The organism is Sporomusa sphaeroides DSM 2875, from assembly GCF_001941975.2.
Classification (GTDB): Bacteria; Bacillota; Negativicutes; order Sporomusales; family Sporomusaceae; genus Sporomusa; species Sporomusa sphaeroides.
This window is the reverse complement of record NZ_CP146991.1, coordinates 95,327-110,531: the sequence shown is the minus strand read 5'-3', so window position 1 is coordinate 110,531 and position 15,205 is coordinate 95,327. Positions and strand designations below refer to the sequence as shown.

The window sequence follows — 15,205 nt, the reverse complement described above, 5'->3', positions numbered from 1 at the left end:
CAAAAATCAGGCTGCTAGTTATGCAGCCTGATTTTTGTTTTTTATGAACCGGTTCTCTTACCCCAAAGACTCTACCTTGATTGCACGCCCCAGGGCAAAAGCATACAGGTATTGCTCCTTTACCGGCTTTCCGAGAATGCGCTCAACCGCGTGGGCGTACATACTCAGTTGAACAGCATATTTTGCGGCAAGTTCGTCCGCCGAGGCTGCCTTGTCGGTCTTATAGTCCAGCAGCACCAACCCGTCTTCTTCAGCAAACAGACAATCAATAACCCCCTGCACAAAAATTTGTTCTCCGCAGCCTGTAAGCTCAGCATAAAACTTTTCGGCCGGCAGCATCAGGCTAAACGGCATTTCCCGCCATACCTGACAAGCCTTGCTGAGCCGCTGCCCCAAACCGGAGGCAAAGAAATCGGCAATCAGTTGAGAGTCCACCGCCGCAGCCTGTCCTGGCAGCAAGATTTGCCGCAGCTCCAGCGAGCTAGCCTGGCCGGCAATGGCTTCAGGGGAAAATTCCCCTGTAAGGTCAATATGCTGCATGACCGTATGGATCATAATACCATACTCTACCGGTGTCATGCCGGTGGCAGCCTGGAGAAAACGGGGACGGGCGTGTATGGCAGGCAATTCAAAGAGAGGTTTAGCCTCTTCGGTTGCCACAAGTTCCAGCCGGCGTTTAATCTCCGACACAGCCAGCTTGGCCGGCCTCTCAACCGCCGCCGCACAGCTATATTCCCAATGCAAAATATCGTCCACCCACTTAGTATCTGTGCCAGCGGCCACCGGCTCCAAACGGCGGACCGCTTCCAGCAATGCATCGTCAGCCTGTTCGGACTGATTAAGCGGCGTGATGGCGTCCGCAGAATAGATGTTAACCTTCCATGCCGAAGAATGTGCCGCCAATTCCGGTGCCGGCAGACTTTCGCACCCGCCATACTCTCTGATAACTGTGCCGTCGGCATGGCGCGCCACTGCCATACCAACCCAGTCCAGATAGCTTTTAGCCTTAATTACCTGACTGGCTGGCAGCTTTTCTGCCGGTTGTCCCACTGAGCGGCACCAACCGGCGCATTTTTGCGCCAGTTTTTTCGCCGAACCCACAAGGATAAGCTTTTCCCGGGCTCGGGTCAGCGCCACATACAAAATGCGTAATTCTTCGGCTTTGGTTTCAAGCTCCAGCTTATGCTGAATTCCCCAACGCGCCGGGGTCGGATAGCGAAAACGCAGCTCCGGCAGAGTGACATAGGGACCTACCCCCAGTTCTTTATGACATAACACCAGCCCGGCAGCATCCTGCATATTGAAACTCTTGCCGATATCTGCCGTTATTACCACCGGAAACTCAAGCCCCTTACTCTTATGGATGCTCATGACTCTGACAACATCCTCGCTCTCGCCCAGCGCCCGCGCTACCGACAGGTCGGAATCCTTAGCCTTAAGCCGCTCAATAAACCGTAAAAAGCGGAAAAGACCGCGGAAATTGGTGGTCTCATACTGGCGGGCCCGGTCGAACAGCGCCCGCAGGTTTGCCTGCCGCAATACGCCGCCCGGCATGCCGCCAACATAATCATAATAGCCGGTATCATGGTAAATCCGCCAGATAAGTTCGGCCACGCCCTTGCGCCGCGCCAGACTGCGCCAGGCATGAAGCTGTTCTAAAAAAAGCACCGTCCGGCGGGAGGCCACCGGTGTCCGGCCATAAGCCTGCACCGCTTCCCAAAGGCTGCCTTGCTCCCGGCATAACCGCAACTGGGCCAGTTCGTCGCCGGTAAGCCCCACCAGCGGCGACCGGAGTACCGCCGCCAGCGGGATATCCTGGTGCGGGTTATCAATCACCGCCAACAGTGCCAGCATGACGGTAATTTCAGTTTCGGCAAAATAGCCGGAGGCCAGTTCGGCATAACAAGGAATGCCGTTTTGCCGCAGCATATCCTGCAAAGCCTGGGCCTTGCCCTGGACCGAACGGAGTAAAATCACAATATCGCGATACCGTAAGGGCCGATAGCCGCCCTCCTGTTTATCATATACCTGATACCCGCCGTTCATAAGCTCATAAATGCGCCGGGCAATAATGACGGCTTCCTGCTCAAAGGCACTCAGTTCTTCTTCCATCTCGGTACCGGTTAGAGAATTATCCCGGCTTTCCTGCTCCGCACCTTGTGCTTCCGTAGCCTCACTGCCCTCTGTTTCATCCTCGATGGCATCGGCTTTATCCCGGTCAATTATCAGGAGCTCTACCGGGCCGTCCAGACTTCCCAGCGCCACCGCCGGGTAATCAGGCCCCGGATTGAGCTGTTCATCCCGGCCATAATCCAGTTCTGCGGTGCGCTTGGTCATCAGCTGGCCAAACAAAAAATTAGCCGCATAGAGCACCCCCGCCCGGCTGCGAAAATTCTGGCTCAAATCAATACGCTTACAACCGGCCAGCGCACCTGAGCGGTAGTTATGGTACTTATCCATAAACAAGGCCGGCTCGGCCAGCCGGAAACGGTAAATACTTTGCTTAACATCGCCCACCATAAACAGGTTGGGCTGCGCCTCATTGGCAGCAAGTCTGATGATTTCTTCCTGCACCCGGTTGGTATCCTGATACTCATCCACCATAATTTCGCTGAATTTCGCTTTCAAACCGACCGCCACCGCCGACGGCCTGGAGTCGGCCGGGGTAGCTGCTGCATCCCGCAGCACCGCCAGACAGAAATGCTCCAAATCGTTAAAATCAACTACCCCTTTAGCCTGCTTGGCCTGTAGATAGCCTGCGGCAAACGCCTTGACAAGTTTGACTAAGGCCATAACCAGCGGCTGCGCCTGACGCAAATCCTGGACAAGTTCCTGACCGCTGCGTTCAAAATAGGCCGCCCGAGCATCAGTAATACGTTTTTTGGCTTTATTACGCTGTCCCTGGAAATAGTCTTTGACTGCTTTAGGCACTTCCTTGCCTACTGCTGCAATCCGGGGAAAACTTGCCTCCGCCAGCGCCGCAGACAAGGCTGCCCAGGAGGTGCGGGCAGCTGCCAGCAGCTGATCAATAATCCGGATATCCTCGGCGAAGGTCTCCCCATAGGGTGCCGGATTCCCCGGTCTCTGGGCCTCCTCCAGCAGCGCGGTCAGCCCCTGCCTGGCATCTTCCCAGTCTAAAATAATTTTGTCCCGTACCAAATCAGACCAGGGGGTACTATCAAAATCAGCCTCCGGCGCTATCGCAAAAACGCCGGGCAAGCTGTCCAGCCAGTCTTCAGGCCAGGGATGGCTCCGGGAGAATTCATACAGTTTAAGCACCAGTCCGGCCAGCGAATCATCGCCGGCCTCGTCACCATAATGCTCAATCAGGGTCAGAAAATCCGGGTCGGCCTGCGTATAGCCCTCTTCAAACACCGCTTCCAGTACATCACTCTTAATAAGTGTTATTTCCGTATCATTGGCAATCCGGAAATTGGGCTCAATTGGTAATAGGTAAAAATACTGCCGTACCAGGCTTTGGCAAAAAGCATGCAAGGTGGAAATATTGGCAGCATTCAGCAGCACTAGTTGCCGCTGTACATGCCGCCTAAGGTCAGGGTCTGTCAATTCCGGCTTATTCAGCACCGCATTCAGCGCCTCACCAATACGGCTGCGCATTTCATTGGCAGCAGCATTGGTAAAGGTCACCACCAGCAGGCTGTCAACACTTAGCCGCTCAGCCGGATCAACAATCCGGCTGATGATGCGCTCCACCAGCACCCATGTCTTGCCTGACCCGGCAGCGGCGGCAACTAGCAGATTATGATTGCGGGTCTCGATGGCCGCCTGTTGTTCTGGTGAACATTGCATTACTCTGTGCCTCCTTTGCGCCGGCGCAGCTCATTAAGTATTTCCTGATCCACCAGCCTGGGTAACACCAAATAGTCGTTTTCCGGCAAGTTGCGGTCAAACTGGCATACCGGGCGAAAATCGCAATAGCCGCACGGGGTGGCTTTATCCAGGCGATACGGCCTGATAGCGGTTTCCCCTGCTAAAATAGCGGCAGCTACTGCCAGTAACTCCTGCTCCACATGGATCAATAACAGTTCGAACTCTTCACCGGTTTTAAGCTTGTCCATACAGCTTTCATAAAAACCTTTTTTGCCAAGCGCGATCTTGAAAAACTCCGACCAGCCGTCCAGCGTTTGCTCCAGCATACCGGCAATAGTGGTGTCAGCCAGCAGCCAGCCCGGCATTTTGAGTCTGGCATTGATATCTTTCTCAATTTGTTCCGGTGTCCTTAGGGTCGCGGCCGACACAACGGGATTTTTCAAAAAGTAATACAGCACACCGGCCGGCAGACAGGCATCCTCACCCTGCCGGGCGTTCATTGCCACCAGCAAATAGGTAAGCAGCTGCAACTTAAGGCCATAGTATACTTCAGTCAGACTGAGCCAGGCTCCGCCTGATTTGTAATCAATCACCAGTACATATTGCCGCCCGTCGTACTCGCCGATATCCAGGCGGTCAATCTGTCCGGCCACTTCCACCTTGGCTTCAGGCAATGCCAGCGTTAACGGCGGCAAGGCATTCTGCCCCCGCCCGAACGCCTGCTCAAAAGCCATTGGCCTGAACTGACTGACCTTCGCCCAGGCGGCCAGGCGGCTTACCGCCTTCACAGCCCGCCGTGTCAGCCGTGTTACCAGATGCTCATGCTGTTTGCTGCTTAACAGGATTTCATTCTGCAGCTTGGGCGCCAGTTCGGTTACAATACCGGTACACAAATCACCAATCTGATTCTGTGTTATGTCACCCCAGCTTTGGCCGGTTTCAGCCAGCCGGTCACCAAACTGTTTGAGCACAGCATGTAAAAACTGCCCCAGATCCGGGGACTGCAACTGATACAAGGCCCGCTCCTTAAGCGCCAGGCCATATTGGGCAAAATGCTTGAACGGACAGGCACGAAAAGCTTCAAACCGGGTTACGCTGCCGCGCAGCACACCATTTTTCGCATACAGCCTGCCAGGCAAACCGGGCTCAAGCCGTCCAAGCTGATTATGATGAAACAGTCCGGCAAGCTTTATTGTTAATTGGTCACGCCAATTGTCTGCAGTCAGCGCCCAATTATAAACATCCCACCATGCCGGGCTCATCTGTCCGGTCTCCCGGTACAGCCGGAGGGCTCCTGCCAGCGCCGCCAAAGCACGCTCCGGCCTGGCCAGGTATCCGGCTTCCCGCCCGGGCGGCGGCTCAACCGGCAGGGCCAGCGGCGTGCTGCCGGTAATTTCCTTGAGGCGTCTGACAATCGGGGAGGGTGTCAACGCTTTGCCCTCAGCATCTGCGAGGGGATAACTCACCCAGAGGAACCGGCTGGCCCGGGTCAGGGCCGTATATACCAAAAACTGTTCGGCAAAGACATCGTCCACCGCGCCGCCGCTAAGTTCAAGCCCCAGCTTTTTTAGCAGCGCCCGGTCACTGTCGCTTAATAAACCCTCTTCCCGGCGGCGGCGCGGTAATACACCGTCACTGGCGCCAGGCACAAAGGCCGCTTTTATCTTCAGCCGCCGGGTGCGTTCCAAGGCGGCAATTGTCACATAATCAAGCCCTGGCGGAATCAGACTGAGTTTGGTGCCTTCCAACCCCTCACTGACAATGGCGGCAAACTCCTCCAGCGTCAGCGGCTGGTCGGCAAAGGTATCGACAATCTGGTCCAGCAGCTCTATGAGCTTAGGCCACATTTGTTGATGTTCCCGGGCTTGCTCCAGATCCCCGGCTTCCTCGGCGGCAGTCGCCCAGGCCGTAAGCCTGTCTGCCACTTGCAGGCCGGTTAAAAAATCATAGACAGCCTGCACCAGCTTGAGCGGCGGCAGACCCTCCCGCAGCGCCGGCGTTAATCTGCCGGACAGATTCACCAGCTGCTCCGTACCCTGGCGGCGGATGGAATCAATCTTGGCCAAATACGCCTGGTCACCCGGACCGGGTTCATCGCCGGCCCATTCGTCCTCGGCCAGCGAGTAGCGGCGGCGGAAAGGCCAGGGCTCCGGATTTGTCCAGCGCGAACCGCGAATACCAAATTCCAGACAATAGTTTTCCAAAAGATCCACTTCATCCCGCGTTACCGGCACCAAATCGGTTTTGAGGCAGCGAAATACCGGCTCATAGCTCCACTTTTCCAGCACAATATCCAGCGCGGAGCGCACCAGCTCTGCCAGCGGGTGATGAACTGCCGGACGGGTGTTGTCTCGGAAAAACGGGATGGCGTAGTCGGCCAGTACGGTGGCCATCAGTTCGGCATAGCTATCCATGTCCCGGATAAGAACGGCCATATCCCGCCAGCGCAGGCCCTCCTCCCGGCTCAGCCTGATCATTTCGCAGGCAATGGCCTCGGCTTCGGTCCGGCGGTTGGCTGCTTCTGCCAGGATAAAACTATTGTCAACAGCCGGCGCATCCTGGCTTTTCCCGCCAAAAAACTGTTGTTCAAGCACCGCCAGCACCGGCCGCCGGAAACGGTGGGGTACAGGCAGCTCCCGGCAGACAATCTCAGCCTTTAGCCCTGTCGCCAACTGCTTGATTTTACGGTAGGTTTCCCACTGGCGGTAAAACAGCGCTTCTTCCCGGGCGTGAAGCGAAGTATCAGGCTGTTCCAGGCAAAGGGTAACTGTCGTAGCTGCTGCAGTTTGCAAGATGGCGGTAAGTACCGCATATTCCTGCGGCGTAAACCAGGCAAAGCCATCCACCCATACCTCGGCTTGCTGCAACAGACTCGATTCCGGTATCTTTTCGGCCAGCAAGCCAAGATAATCTTCCGGGTCCGTATACCGTCCGGCCAGGAAATCCTCAAAGCCCTGGTACAAGAGCGCCAAATCGTGAACTTTTCCTGCCAGCGCCTGACTGCCCTGGCAGGCTTCGTCACCGGCCAGTTCATGCAGCTTGTCCGGGCCAATGCCATAGGTTTTAAACTCTTTGACAAGACCTTCAACAGTGGCAGCAAAACTCTTTTCCGCAGCTGCCCGGGCCAGCAGTTTAAAGTTCGCCTTATTTTCCATAAGCAGACGGCTAAAAACCATCCGCTTGCCCAATTCGGAAATATGCGGCCTGGCAGCCCCCCCGGTCTCATGCAGCACCCGGTGAGCCAAGCGGCGGAAACCCACGACATGGGCTCTGACAAAGCCGTCAGACGGACAAGCCGTGGCCAGGGCCCGTTCGACCTCATAGGTGGCCTGTTCCGGCACAATAAAAATAAGCGGCCGGCCGTCAGGCAATTCGGCCAGCCGTGCACTTATTTCATTAATACATTGCCAGGTCTTGCCGTAGCCGGCCCGGCCTAAAATAAAAGTGAGTTTCACACGCCTGCTCCTCCTCATATTGCTATATAATTCACTGCCATAAGCCGCTTTTTGGTTGAATTACACTGCCAAAATTGTAAATTTACATACCCCTGTGCATATGTTTAAGAATTTCCGCCATTTGCCCGGCGGTTACCGGCACCGGGTTTGCTCTGGTAGAGCCTTTAAGGCAATTTTCCACAAGCCCGGCAAAGTCCTCCTCCAAAGCAGCGCAGGTAATACCGGCCTCTGCCAGACTGGCAGGAATAGCAAGCTGCCGGTTAAGCTCCTTGACTGCTGCGATAAAAGCGCTGCCGCCCTGGCGCCCGATACTTTGTGCCAGTTCAGCCAACCGTCCGTCCACTACAGGGTCTTGCGCGTTATATGCCAGCACATAAGGCAGCGCAATGGCATTGAGCAAGCCGTGCCCAAGATTGAATTTGCCGCCCAGAGCATGGGAAATACCGTGAGCCATACCCAAGCCGGTATTATCAAAGGCCAGTCCGGCCATGCACTGATAATGGTGTACTTTTTCCCGGCTCTCAATGGTTCTTTCCTGATAAGATACCGGCAGCCAGGCAAACAAACCGGCTGTCGCTCCGTTGGCCAATACTGCGCTGACATCGTCTGCATTCCGGTTAATGTAGCATTCTACTGCATGAGTAAGTGCATCCATACCCGTCTCGGCCACGACATTGTCCGGCATTGTCATGGTAATATCGGCATCAAGAATCGCCAGATCAGGAATAAAGGCCGGCGTTTTCAAGCCAATTTTCAGCTCTAACTCCCGGAAAGTAATGACGGCAGCTCGCGTTACCTCCGTCCCGGTGCCGGAAGTCGAAGGAATGGCAACAAACTGCAGCTGCTTGCGCGCCTGCGGCAATTCAGCCGTCTGAGCACAAGCAAAGTCCAGTTCCGGATAATCATAAAATAACGCCATAACCTTGGCAGCATCAATCGGCGAGCCGCCGCCTACAGCCACCAGCACATCGGGCCGGAAATTCCGCATACTGGCAAGTCCGTCCAGAACAGCCTGGGTATCCGGATTTTTGCCGATCCCGCCGTATACACAGGTGACGCAGCCGGCTGCCTGTAAGATGGCCTCCAGTTTTGCAATGATACCGCTTGTCTGCATAGCGCTGCCGCCGGTAACGATGAAGGCCCGGCCGGCCTGTATATTACCGAGCTCCGCGATGGAGCCTCGGCCGGTAATAATGGCCCGGCCGCCTAGTATAAGTTTTTTCATCCGCAATCATCTCCTTACTTATAGGTATTGGACAAAAACAGGATTTTTACCTGCCGGCCAGATAAAGAAAAAGCCGCACCAGCAAGGCAGCTGATACGGCTTTCATAAGCTCACTATTGCGGCTGTTTACCAAACCATTTTTCATAGATTTTGGCATACTCGCCATTTTGTTTTAACTCATCCAGAGCTTTGTTGATTTTTCCGGCCAGTTCTGTATTCTTTTTAGTCACAGCAATACCATATTCTTCGGCGTCCAGTATTTCCCCAACCAGCTTGGCATCTTTATCGCCGCCTTTAGTCAGAAAATATTGGTTTACCGGCAGGTCATTCACAACAGCGTCAGCGCCGCCGGCCTTAAGTTCAAGGTACGCTTCGGAGGCACTATTGAACTCACGCACTTTGGCATCTTTAATTTTCCTGGCTTGTGCGGCACCGGTGGTACCAATTTGTACGGCAATCCGTTTGCCCTCCAGGTCTTTGAAGGTCTTAACAGTATCATTGTCGGCTTTCACAACCATGGACAAGCCGGCTTGGTAGTAAGGCTTAGAAAAATTGACTTTCTTAGCACGTTCATCGGTAATCGTCATAGCTGACGCAATCACGTCAATCTGACCGCCTTCCAGTGCGGGAATCAGGCCGTCAAATGCGGTGTTTACAATTTGCACCTCTACCCCCATCTGCTTACCAATGGCTTTCATCATGTCAACGTCAAAGCCAACATACTCTTTACTCTTTTCATCCTGGAATTCAAATGGCGGGAAAGTAGCCTCGGCACCTACTTTAAGAACTTTGGCACCGGCAGGCTGAGCTGGCTGGTTGCTGCCGCAGCCGGCCAAACCGATAGCTAGCACAAACATAACCAGACTAGCAAAGACAATCCACTTTTTAGACATACTATGTACCCCTCTCGTATGCATAATCCTTTATCATTATACCTAGTTTTTTCTTGGACGCCAACTTTCACTACTGCTCGATTTGAAGAGAAAATCAAGCGCTTGCTTGAGCAAGCGCTTGTCTTATCCCTTTTTCTAACATTTTACCTGATGACTAACCTGCTCTAAGACTCCCATCTTCTACAAGTGGGAGTTATACCCCTACGGGCACAGGCGAGCGGCTAAGTCTACTTTATCAATCCCAGCAATTCCTGATAATACACCAATTGGTCCTGAAATAATATGCGGGTCAGCCCGCTTGGCGACGGAACCACAAAGTCAGCAACACCCTCCACCGAGCATACGGGCTGCAGCCCGCAGCCAATGCCCGGCTGCCTGATAAACTCCCGGTATACTCCTATGCCGGCAAAACAGGCAACCTGCGGCTTGTATTGCCGGAGCTTGTCTTTGAGGATTTCCCGCCCGGCCTGATATTCCGCTTTAGTGATCTCAGCCGCTGCCCGGCTGGGGCGAGCTACAATATTGGTAATCCCATAACCCCAGGTAAGCAGCCTGTGGTCTTCTTCCGGTTTGAGCAGCTGCGGCGTCAACCCTGATGCCGCCAGCAGCTTCCAAAACCTATTGGAATGTCCGGCAAAATGATGACCCGTTGCCGCCGACCTGAGTCCGGGATTGAAGCCGATGAACAAAATTTTGAGATTATGCGCAATAATATCCGGTACTTCCTTCATGTATGTCCTCCGTTTTGTAACCAAACAGCCTTATGGCTCTCCGGTAAAGCCTTGCCGGCTACACTCTGGCGGTTTCCCGCTGCAATGTAAAAACACTGATTTCGGCCGGGCAGCCAATCCTCAGCGGCAGCCAGTGTCCAGTGCCGGTACTGACATAGCCATAGGATTCTCCCTGCCGGAACATGCCGCGCATATATTTATATTGGATGGGCAGCAACGACTTGCCAAAAAGATTCACCTGACCGCCATGGGTATGCCCGGCCAGTGACAACGGTATGCCGGCGGCAAAAGCCTCATCCAGAAAAGCGGAATGATGGGTAAGCAATACAGTAAAGGCCTCTGCCGGAATGCCGCGAACGGCCTGGGTAAAAAACTGCTGCCGCACCATTTCCTGTTCCCCTCTGTCCTTGCTCCAGGGGTAGTCAACCCCTGCCAGATACAAGCCGCTGCCAACAGCCGTATTGCTATTTTCCAGAACAACAATAGGGCTCTTGTACAGCGCCTGGCGAATACGGTTGATATCACGGAAGTATTCATGGTTGCCCCAGCAATAGAAAATCCCCTGCGGCAGTTGTGACTGGAAAGCTGTCAGACGTTCCATCGTTGGCGGCAGTAAGGCTAAGTCATCAATCAGGTCGCCGGTAATCACCAAAACTTCCGGCCGCTCCTGCATAACCAGGGAGAGTACCCTGTCCAGCTTATCCATGCCAAAAAACGAACCAATATGGGTATCACTGATTTGGGCAATCCTAAAACCTGCCAGTGATGGCGGCAACTGGGGAAAGATAAGCGTATGCCTGTTTACAACAAGCTGCGTATCGCCGCCGATAACCCCGTAAGCGCTGACCGCCAGCGGCACTGCCGGTATAGCGGCCGACATTCCCTCAAGAAACTGGCGCCGCGTTATCCCCCGCTGTCCGGCTGCTGCCTCTGCCGTATCAGACCCGGGTTGTTCACAGGCAGCGGTTACCCGGCGAGCCGCCAACCGCCGCAACAGGCGTTTGACCACATAGCCTGCCAGCAGTACCACCAGCATAAACACCAGGCCGACAATCCAGATATAGGCAAAGTAAATAAAGTACCGGAACCACTCACCGGGAAAACCGCCGGCCGGCCGCAGCCAGCGGCTAAAAATCAAAATCGCCACAGCGAACAGTGTGGCCCCCCAATATGCATACCTAACCCTTGGGCCGGCATATACTTCATGCCATTTGGGTAAAACCCGGCCTCCCAGCCAGGCTATCCCCGCTAAGAACGAAAAAATAATCAACATCGGAATTATAGACGGACCGTGCTGCATTCGCGCCTCCATTGAGTTTTTTGACAAATAGATTTATCCACAACCCGCAGATGCAGGCAGCAGACGTAGACAATGACTTCCTTCGAGTACCATAGTTATTTCCCCAAAATGCCACTTATATATATTCCACATTAAAGAATATGATAGGCGCCGGCGGATGGTGTATTAACAATGCTCCACCGCAGGCAAAAACGAAATTAGCGGCATAATTGGTCATTCGGCTACATACGGCATATATTATAAGTAGTTTCAACAAGGGGAGGGGTAATTTATGAGCACCAACACGCTAACTATTATTAATGCTATTTTAGGCGATATCAGTGCTGTTATTCCCAACTTTTCCTCATTGGTCAGTTCTTACCGGCTGCTGGTCGGAGCAGCGGAAGAAATCCAGCGCACCCCTGGCGTGCCTTTTGAAATCTACGAGCGGTCAGTCATCCGTTATGACCGGGCAGGAACGCTAATTGACATCCTGCTTGAACTCTTATGCTGCAAGATAGCCTTCAGCAGCCAGTTCTTAGCCGTCACCTGCGCCCCTATCGATATTGTCAGACTCTTGTCCGACTGCGGCAGCGTCGATGACCCTTGCCGCACCGCCGAACAGATCATTATTCTGGAAGCATTGCGGCAGGCATTAAACCGCCCTTGCGGCTCCTGCTTCGGACCGCCGCCGGAGGGTATATTCCCGGCCCCCCCTGCGCCACCGCCACCCGTTACGACAGACGAAAGTACTATTTCCAGCGAGCTTGAATCTTTCGATGAACTGGAAACCGAAGTGACTGCTTTTCCGCCACCGAATTCCTACTTCAAAAAAAGTCCGCTAAGCCGCAGGCATATATAAAACAGCCTGCCCGGACTGCTTGCAGCCAGTGCCCCTGACAGCCGTCCCTGGAATGCCCGGCAATAGCTATAAGCTTACTTAAACATTCCTGCCTTGTTATATAAGGTATAGAAATGATGGGTAGGGCCAACACCCTTCCCAATAGCGAAAGAGTGTTCAATAGCAATGGTTATATATTCTTTGGCTGCAGCCACCGCCTCTGCGACAGACAATCCCTGGCCCAAATTGGCGGCAATGGCCGAAGACAGCGTGCAGCCTGTACCATGCGTATTTTTAGTAACAATCCGGGGAGATTTAAAATAGACAAACCGTTCGCCATCAAACAAAATATCGGTTGAATCACCGGGCAGGTGACCGCCCTTCATGAGTACATGCCTGGGTCCTAAGGCAAAAATTTGCCGGGCCGCGGCTTCCATATCCTCCAGGGTGGCAATCGTGCGTCCGGTAATAACCTCCGCCTCAGGAATATTGGGGGTTACAATATCGGCCAGCGGCAGCAGTTCCCGCATCAAAGTAGCTTCTGCATCCGGGTTTAAAAGGTGGAATCCGCTTTTGGACACCATAACCGGATCGGCAACAATATTCCGGGCCCCATGCTGTTTTAACCTGTCCGCAATGGTAGTGATGGTATCGATTTGCGACACCATCCCGATTTTGACGGCAGCCACATCAATATCTTCATACACGGCGTCTATCTGTTTTGCAATGATTTCCGGCGTAATATCCTGCACGGCAAATACGCCCTGCGTATTTTGGGCGGTAACCGCTGTAATCACACTCATACCGAACACGCCATGGGCGGAAAAGGTCTTGATATCTGCCTGAATGCCTGCCCCGCCACTGGAATCAGAGCCCGCAATTGTTAATACATTTTTCATATTATCACCCCTCATAATAAGTAGCCCAGCTATGACCTGCTTCCTGCCGGCCGCCAAGCAGCCCGCCATGCTGCTGCAGCCAAACAATAAAAGCTTCCGGCGGCAGCGGACGGCTAATAATATAGCCCTGAATAATATCACATTTCTTCTCTCTAAGGTATCTTAACTGGTCCCCGTTCTCGACACCCTCGGCTACAACCTGCAGCCCCATCTGATGCGCCAGTTCAATAATGCTGCCGGTAATGGCAGCATCAACACCGCCAACTGCGATATCGTCAACAAAAGCCTTGTCCATTTTCAAAGCAGCAATCGGCAATTTTTTCAGATAGGTCAGGGACGAATAACCACTGCCAAAATCGTCAAGCGCAATCCTCACTCCCAGTTCTCTCAGCGCCTCCAGCTTGCGAATATTTTCCTCAAACCGTTCCATCAACACGCTTTCGGTAATCTCCAATTCCAGATACTGTGGCGGCACCCCTGTTTCAGCCAGTACGGAGATCACCTTTTCAACAAAATCCTCCTGCATAAGCTGTACAACCGAAATATTTACCGCCGTATACAACCAGCCGCTGCCGCCGGCATGCAGTTGCCGGCTAAATCTACAGGCCTGTTCCAATACCCAGTTGCCCATCTCCACAATGAGGCCGGTTTCTTCTGCCAGTGAAATAAACTTCGGCGGCGCTACCAGGCCGTAATCAGGACTTTCCCAGCGAAGCAGTGCTTCAAAACCCTCTACCCGGCCTGAATTGGCATTAATTTGCGGTTGATAAAGCAGTCTAAGCTCCTGCTGCTCCAGCGTCCGGCGCAGCCTGGCCTCCATCAGCGTTTTTTCCACAACAGCCTCATGCATGGTTTTATTAAACATCATGTAGGTACGTTTGCCGGAGTTTTTCGCCAGATACATGGCAGTGTCGGCATTGCGCAACAGTTCGTCAATATTATCGCCATGCATCGGATAGAGAGCAACACCGACACTGGCCGTAATATAAAAAACATGCTCATTTACCAGAATGGGTTTTTCAAGCAGTCTCATGATCTTATCGGCATAAGCGGCAAACTCCTCAGTCTTATTGATCTTGGGCAGAAAGATAATAATTTCGTCGCCACCCCATCTGGCCACCATGCCTGCCTCATATACCAAGGCTGTCAGTTTGCCGCTAATATTGACAAGCAGTTTATCTCCCCAGGAATGTCCGTAGGTATCGTTAATCTGTTTGAAATTGTCAATATCGATAAACAGGACCGCCCCCTGCGACCCGTCTTGCCTGGCTGCGGCCAAAGCTTGATTGACCGTTTCTGTCAGCAGTTCCCTGTTGGCAAGACCGGTAAGCGCATCATAATAGGCCATATGCTTAATCTTTTCTTCTTTATACTTACGCTCAGTAATATCGGTATAGGAGCCGGCCATTCGCACCGGCTGCCCCTGACTGTCAAACATTACCTTGCCTCTGGATAAAACCCAGCGGTAACCCCCCTCAGGTGATGCAATCCGGTACTCAGCCCCATAAAAGGAGTTACATCCGCTCAAATGTTCTTCCAATTTATCCAGCATATGCGGCAAATCTTCCGGGTGGATAAGCTGCTTCCATTTTTCCTTCGTATTGACTACGTGTTCCGGCAGTCCCAACAGTTCCCGTCCCCGCTCCGACACGACCAGAGCATCGGTAACCATATCCCAGACCCACAGGGCATCATTAGCCCCTTCAGCCACCAGGCGGGACAATTCTTCGTGCTGCCGGATTTTTTCTTCATTCAAATATAATTCATGAAAGCCCTGCCTGAGTTCTTCCTCTTGTGCGGCCAATTCTGACTGAGCCGACTTAAGCTCTTCACTTTGCTGCCACAGCAGCGCTTCTGTCCGCTTGTGCTTATTAATCCGCACCACAAGATACACATCAATCAGAATAAGCAGCACAATGATTACGCTTATACCAAAATCAAACCCGTTAGCCAATTATTTGCACCATCTTCCCCGTAAATATCCTGCAGCAAAATTTAGTTCGTATTTTTTTCTCCCCTCCATTATACACTAATACCATAAAATGCAGGTT

General features: G+C 53.1%; 9 protein-coding genes. 1 reads left to right on the top strand and 8 read right to left on the bottom strand.

Translation table 11 applies throughout. The annotated features are described in order from the left end of the window. Positions 1–57 precede the first annotated feature (57 nt). The 6 genes from addA to SPSPH_RS00380 all read right to left on the bottom strand — a co-directional run bounded on the left by addA (position 58) and on the right by SPSPH_RS00380 (position 11,282). A complete protein-coding gene (addA, locus tag SPSPH_RS00405) occupies positions 58–3,810 on the bottom strand; it encodes a helicase-exonuclease AddAB subunit AddA (protein WP_075752160.1) in 3,753 nt (1,250 codons plus the stop codon). Next, positions 3,810–7,286 carry a helicase-exonuclease AddAB subunit AddB gene (gene addB / locus SPSPH_RS00400; protein WP_075752158.1) on the bottom strand — a complete coding sequence of 1,159 codons (3,477 nt, stop codon included), beginning with the start codon at positions 7,284–7,286 and terminating at the stop codon, positions 3,810–3,812. Before addB ends, addA begins: the two co-directional genes overlap by 1 nt. Before the next feature lie 82 nt (positions 7,287–7,368). Continuing rightward, positions 7,369–8,511 (bottom strand): iron-containing alcohol dehydrogenase, encoded by a 1,143-nt coding sequence (locus SPSPH_RS00395; protein ID WP_075752156.1) that lies wholly within the window; start codon positions 8,509–8,511, stop codon positions 7,369–7,371. A 113-nt stretch (positions 8,512–8,624) separates the two neighbouring features. Next, a complete protein-coding gene (locus SPSPH_RS00390; RefSeq protein ID WP_075752154.1) occupies positions 8,625–9,404 on the bottom strand; it encodes a basic amino acid ABC transporter substrate-binding protein in 780 nt (259 codons plus the stop codon). A gap of 227 nt (positions 9,405–9,631) precedes the next feature. Next, on the bottom strand, positions 9,632–10,135 hold the full coding sequence (locus SPSPH_RS00385; RefSeq protein ID WP_075752152.1) for a mismatch-specific DNA-glycosylase: 504 nt from the start codon (positions 10,133–10,135) through the stop codon (positions 9,632–9,634). 58 nt (positions 10,136–10,193) lie between these two features. Continuing rightward, positions 10,194–11,282, bottom strand: a complete 1,089-nt coding sequence (locus SPSPH_RS00380; RefSeq protein WP_158027030.1) for a metallophosphoesterase — start codon at positions 11,280–11,282, stop codon at positions 10,194–10,196. Between the two features lie 424 nt (positions 11,283–11,706). On the opposite strand from SPSPH_RS00380, the gene SPSPH_RS00375 reads away from it, so the two are divergent. Beyond that, on the top strand, positions 11,707–12,276 hold the full coding sequence (locus SPSPH_RS00375) for a hypothetical protein (protein WP_075752150.1): 570 nt from the start codon (positions 11,707–11,709) through the stop codon (positions 12,274–12,276). 74 nt (positions 12,277–12,350) lie between these two features. Here SPSPH_RS00375 and thiD read toward each other — a convergent pair whose 3' ends face one another. Next, on the bottom strand, positions 12,351–13,154 hold the full coding sequence (gene thiD, locus SPSPH_RS00370) for a bifunctional hydroxymethylpyrimidine kinase/phosphomethylpyrimidine kinase (RefSeq protein WP_075752148.1): 804 nt from the start codon (positions 13,152–13,154) through the stop codon (positions 12,351–12,353). A 4-nt stretch (positions 13,155–13,158) separates the two neighbouring features. Beyond that, the gene (locus tag SPSPH_RS00365) at positions 13,159–15,108 is read right to left on the bottom strand and encodes a putative bifunctional diguanylate cyclase/phosphodiesterase (RefSeq protein ID WP_075752146.1); all 1,950 of its coding nucleotides are present in this window, start codon (positions 15,106–15,108) and stop codon (positions 13,159–13,161) included. Positions 15,109–15,205 lie beyond the last annotated feature (97 nt).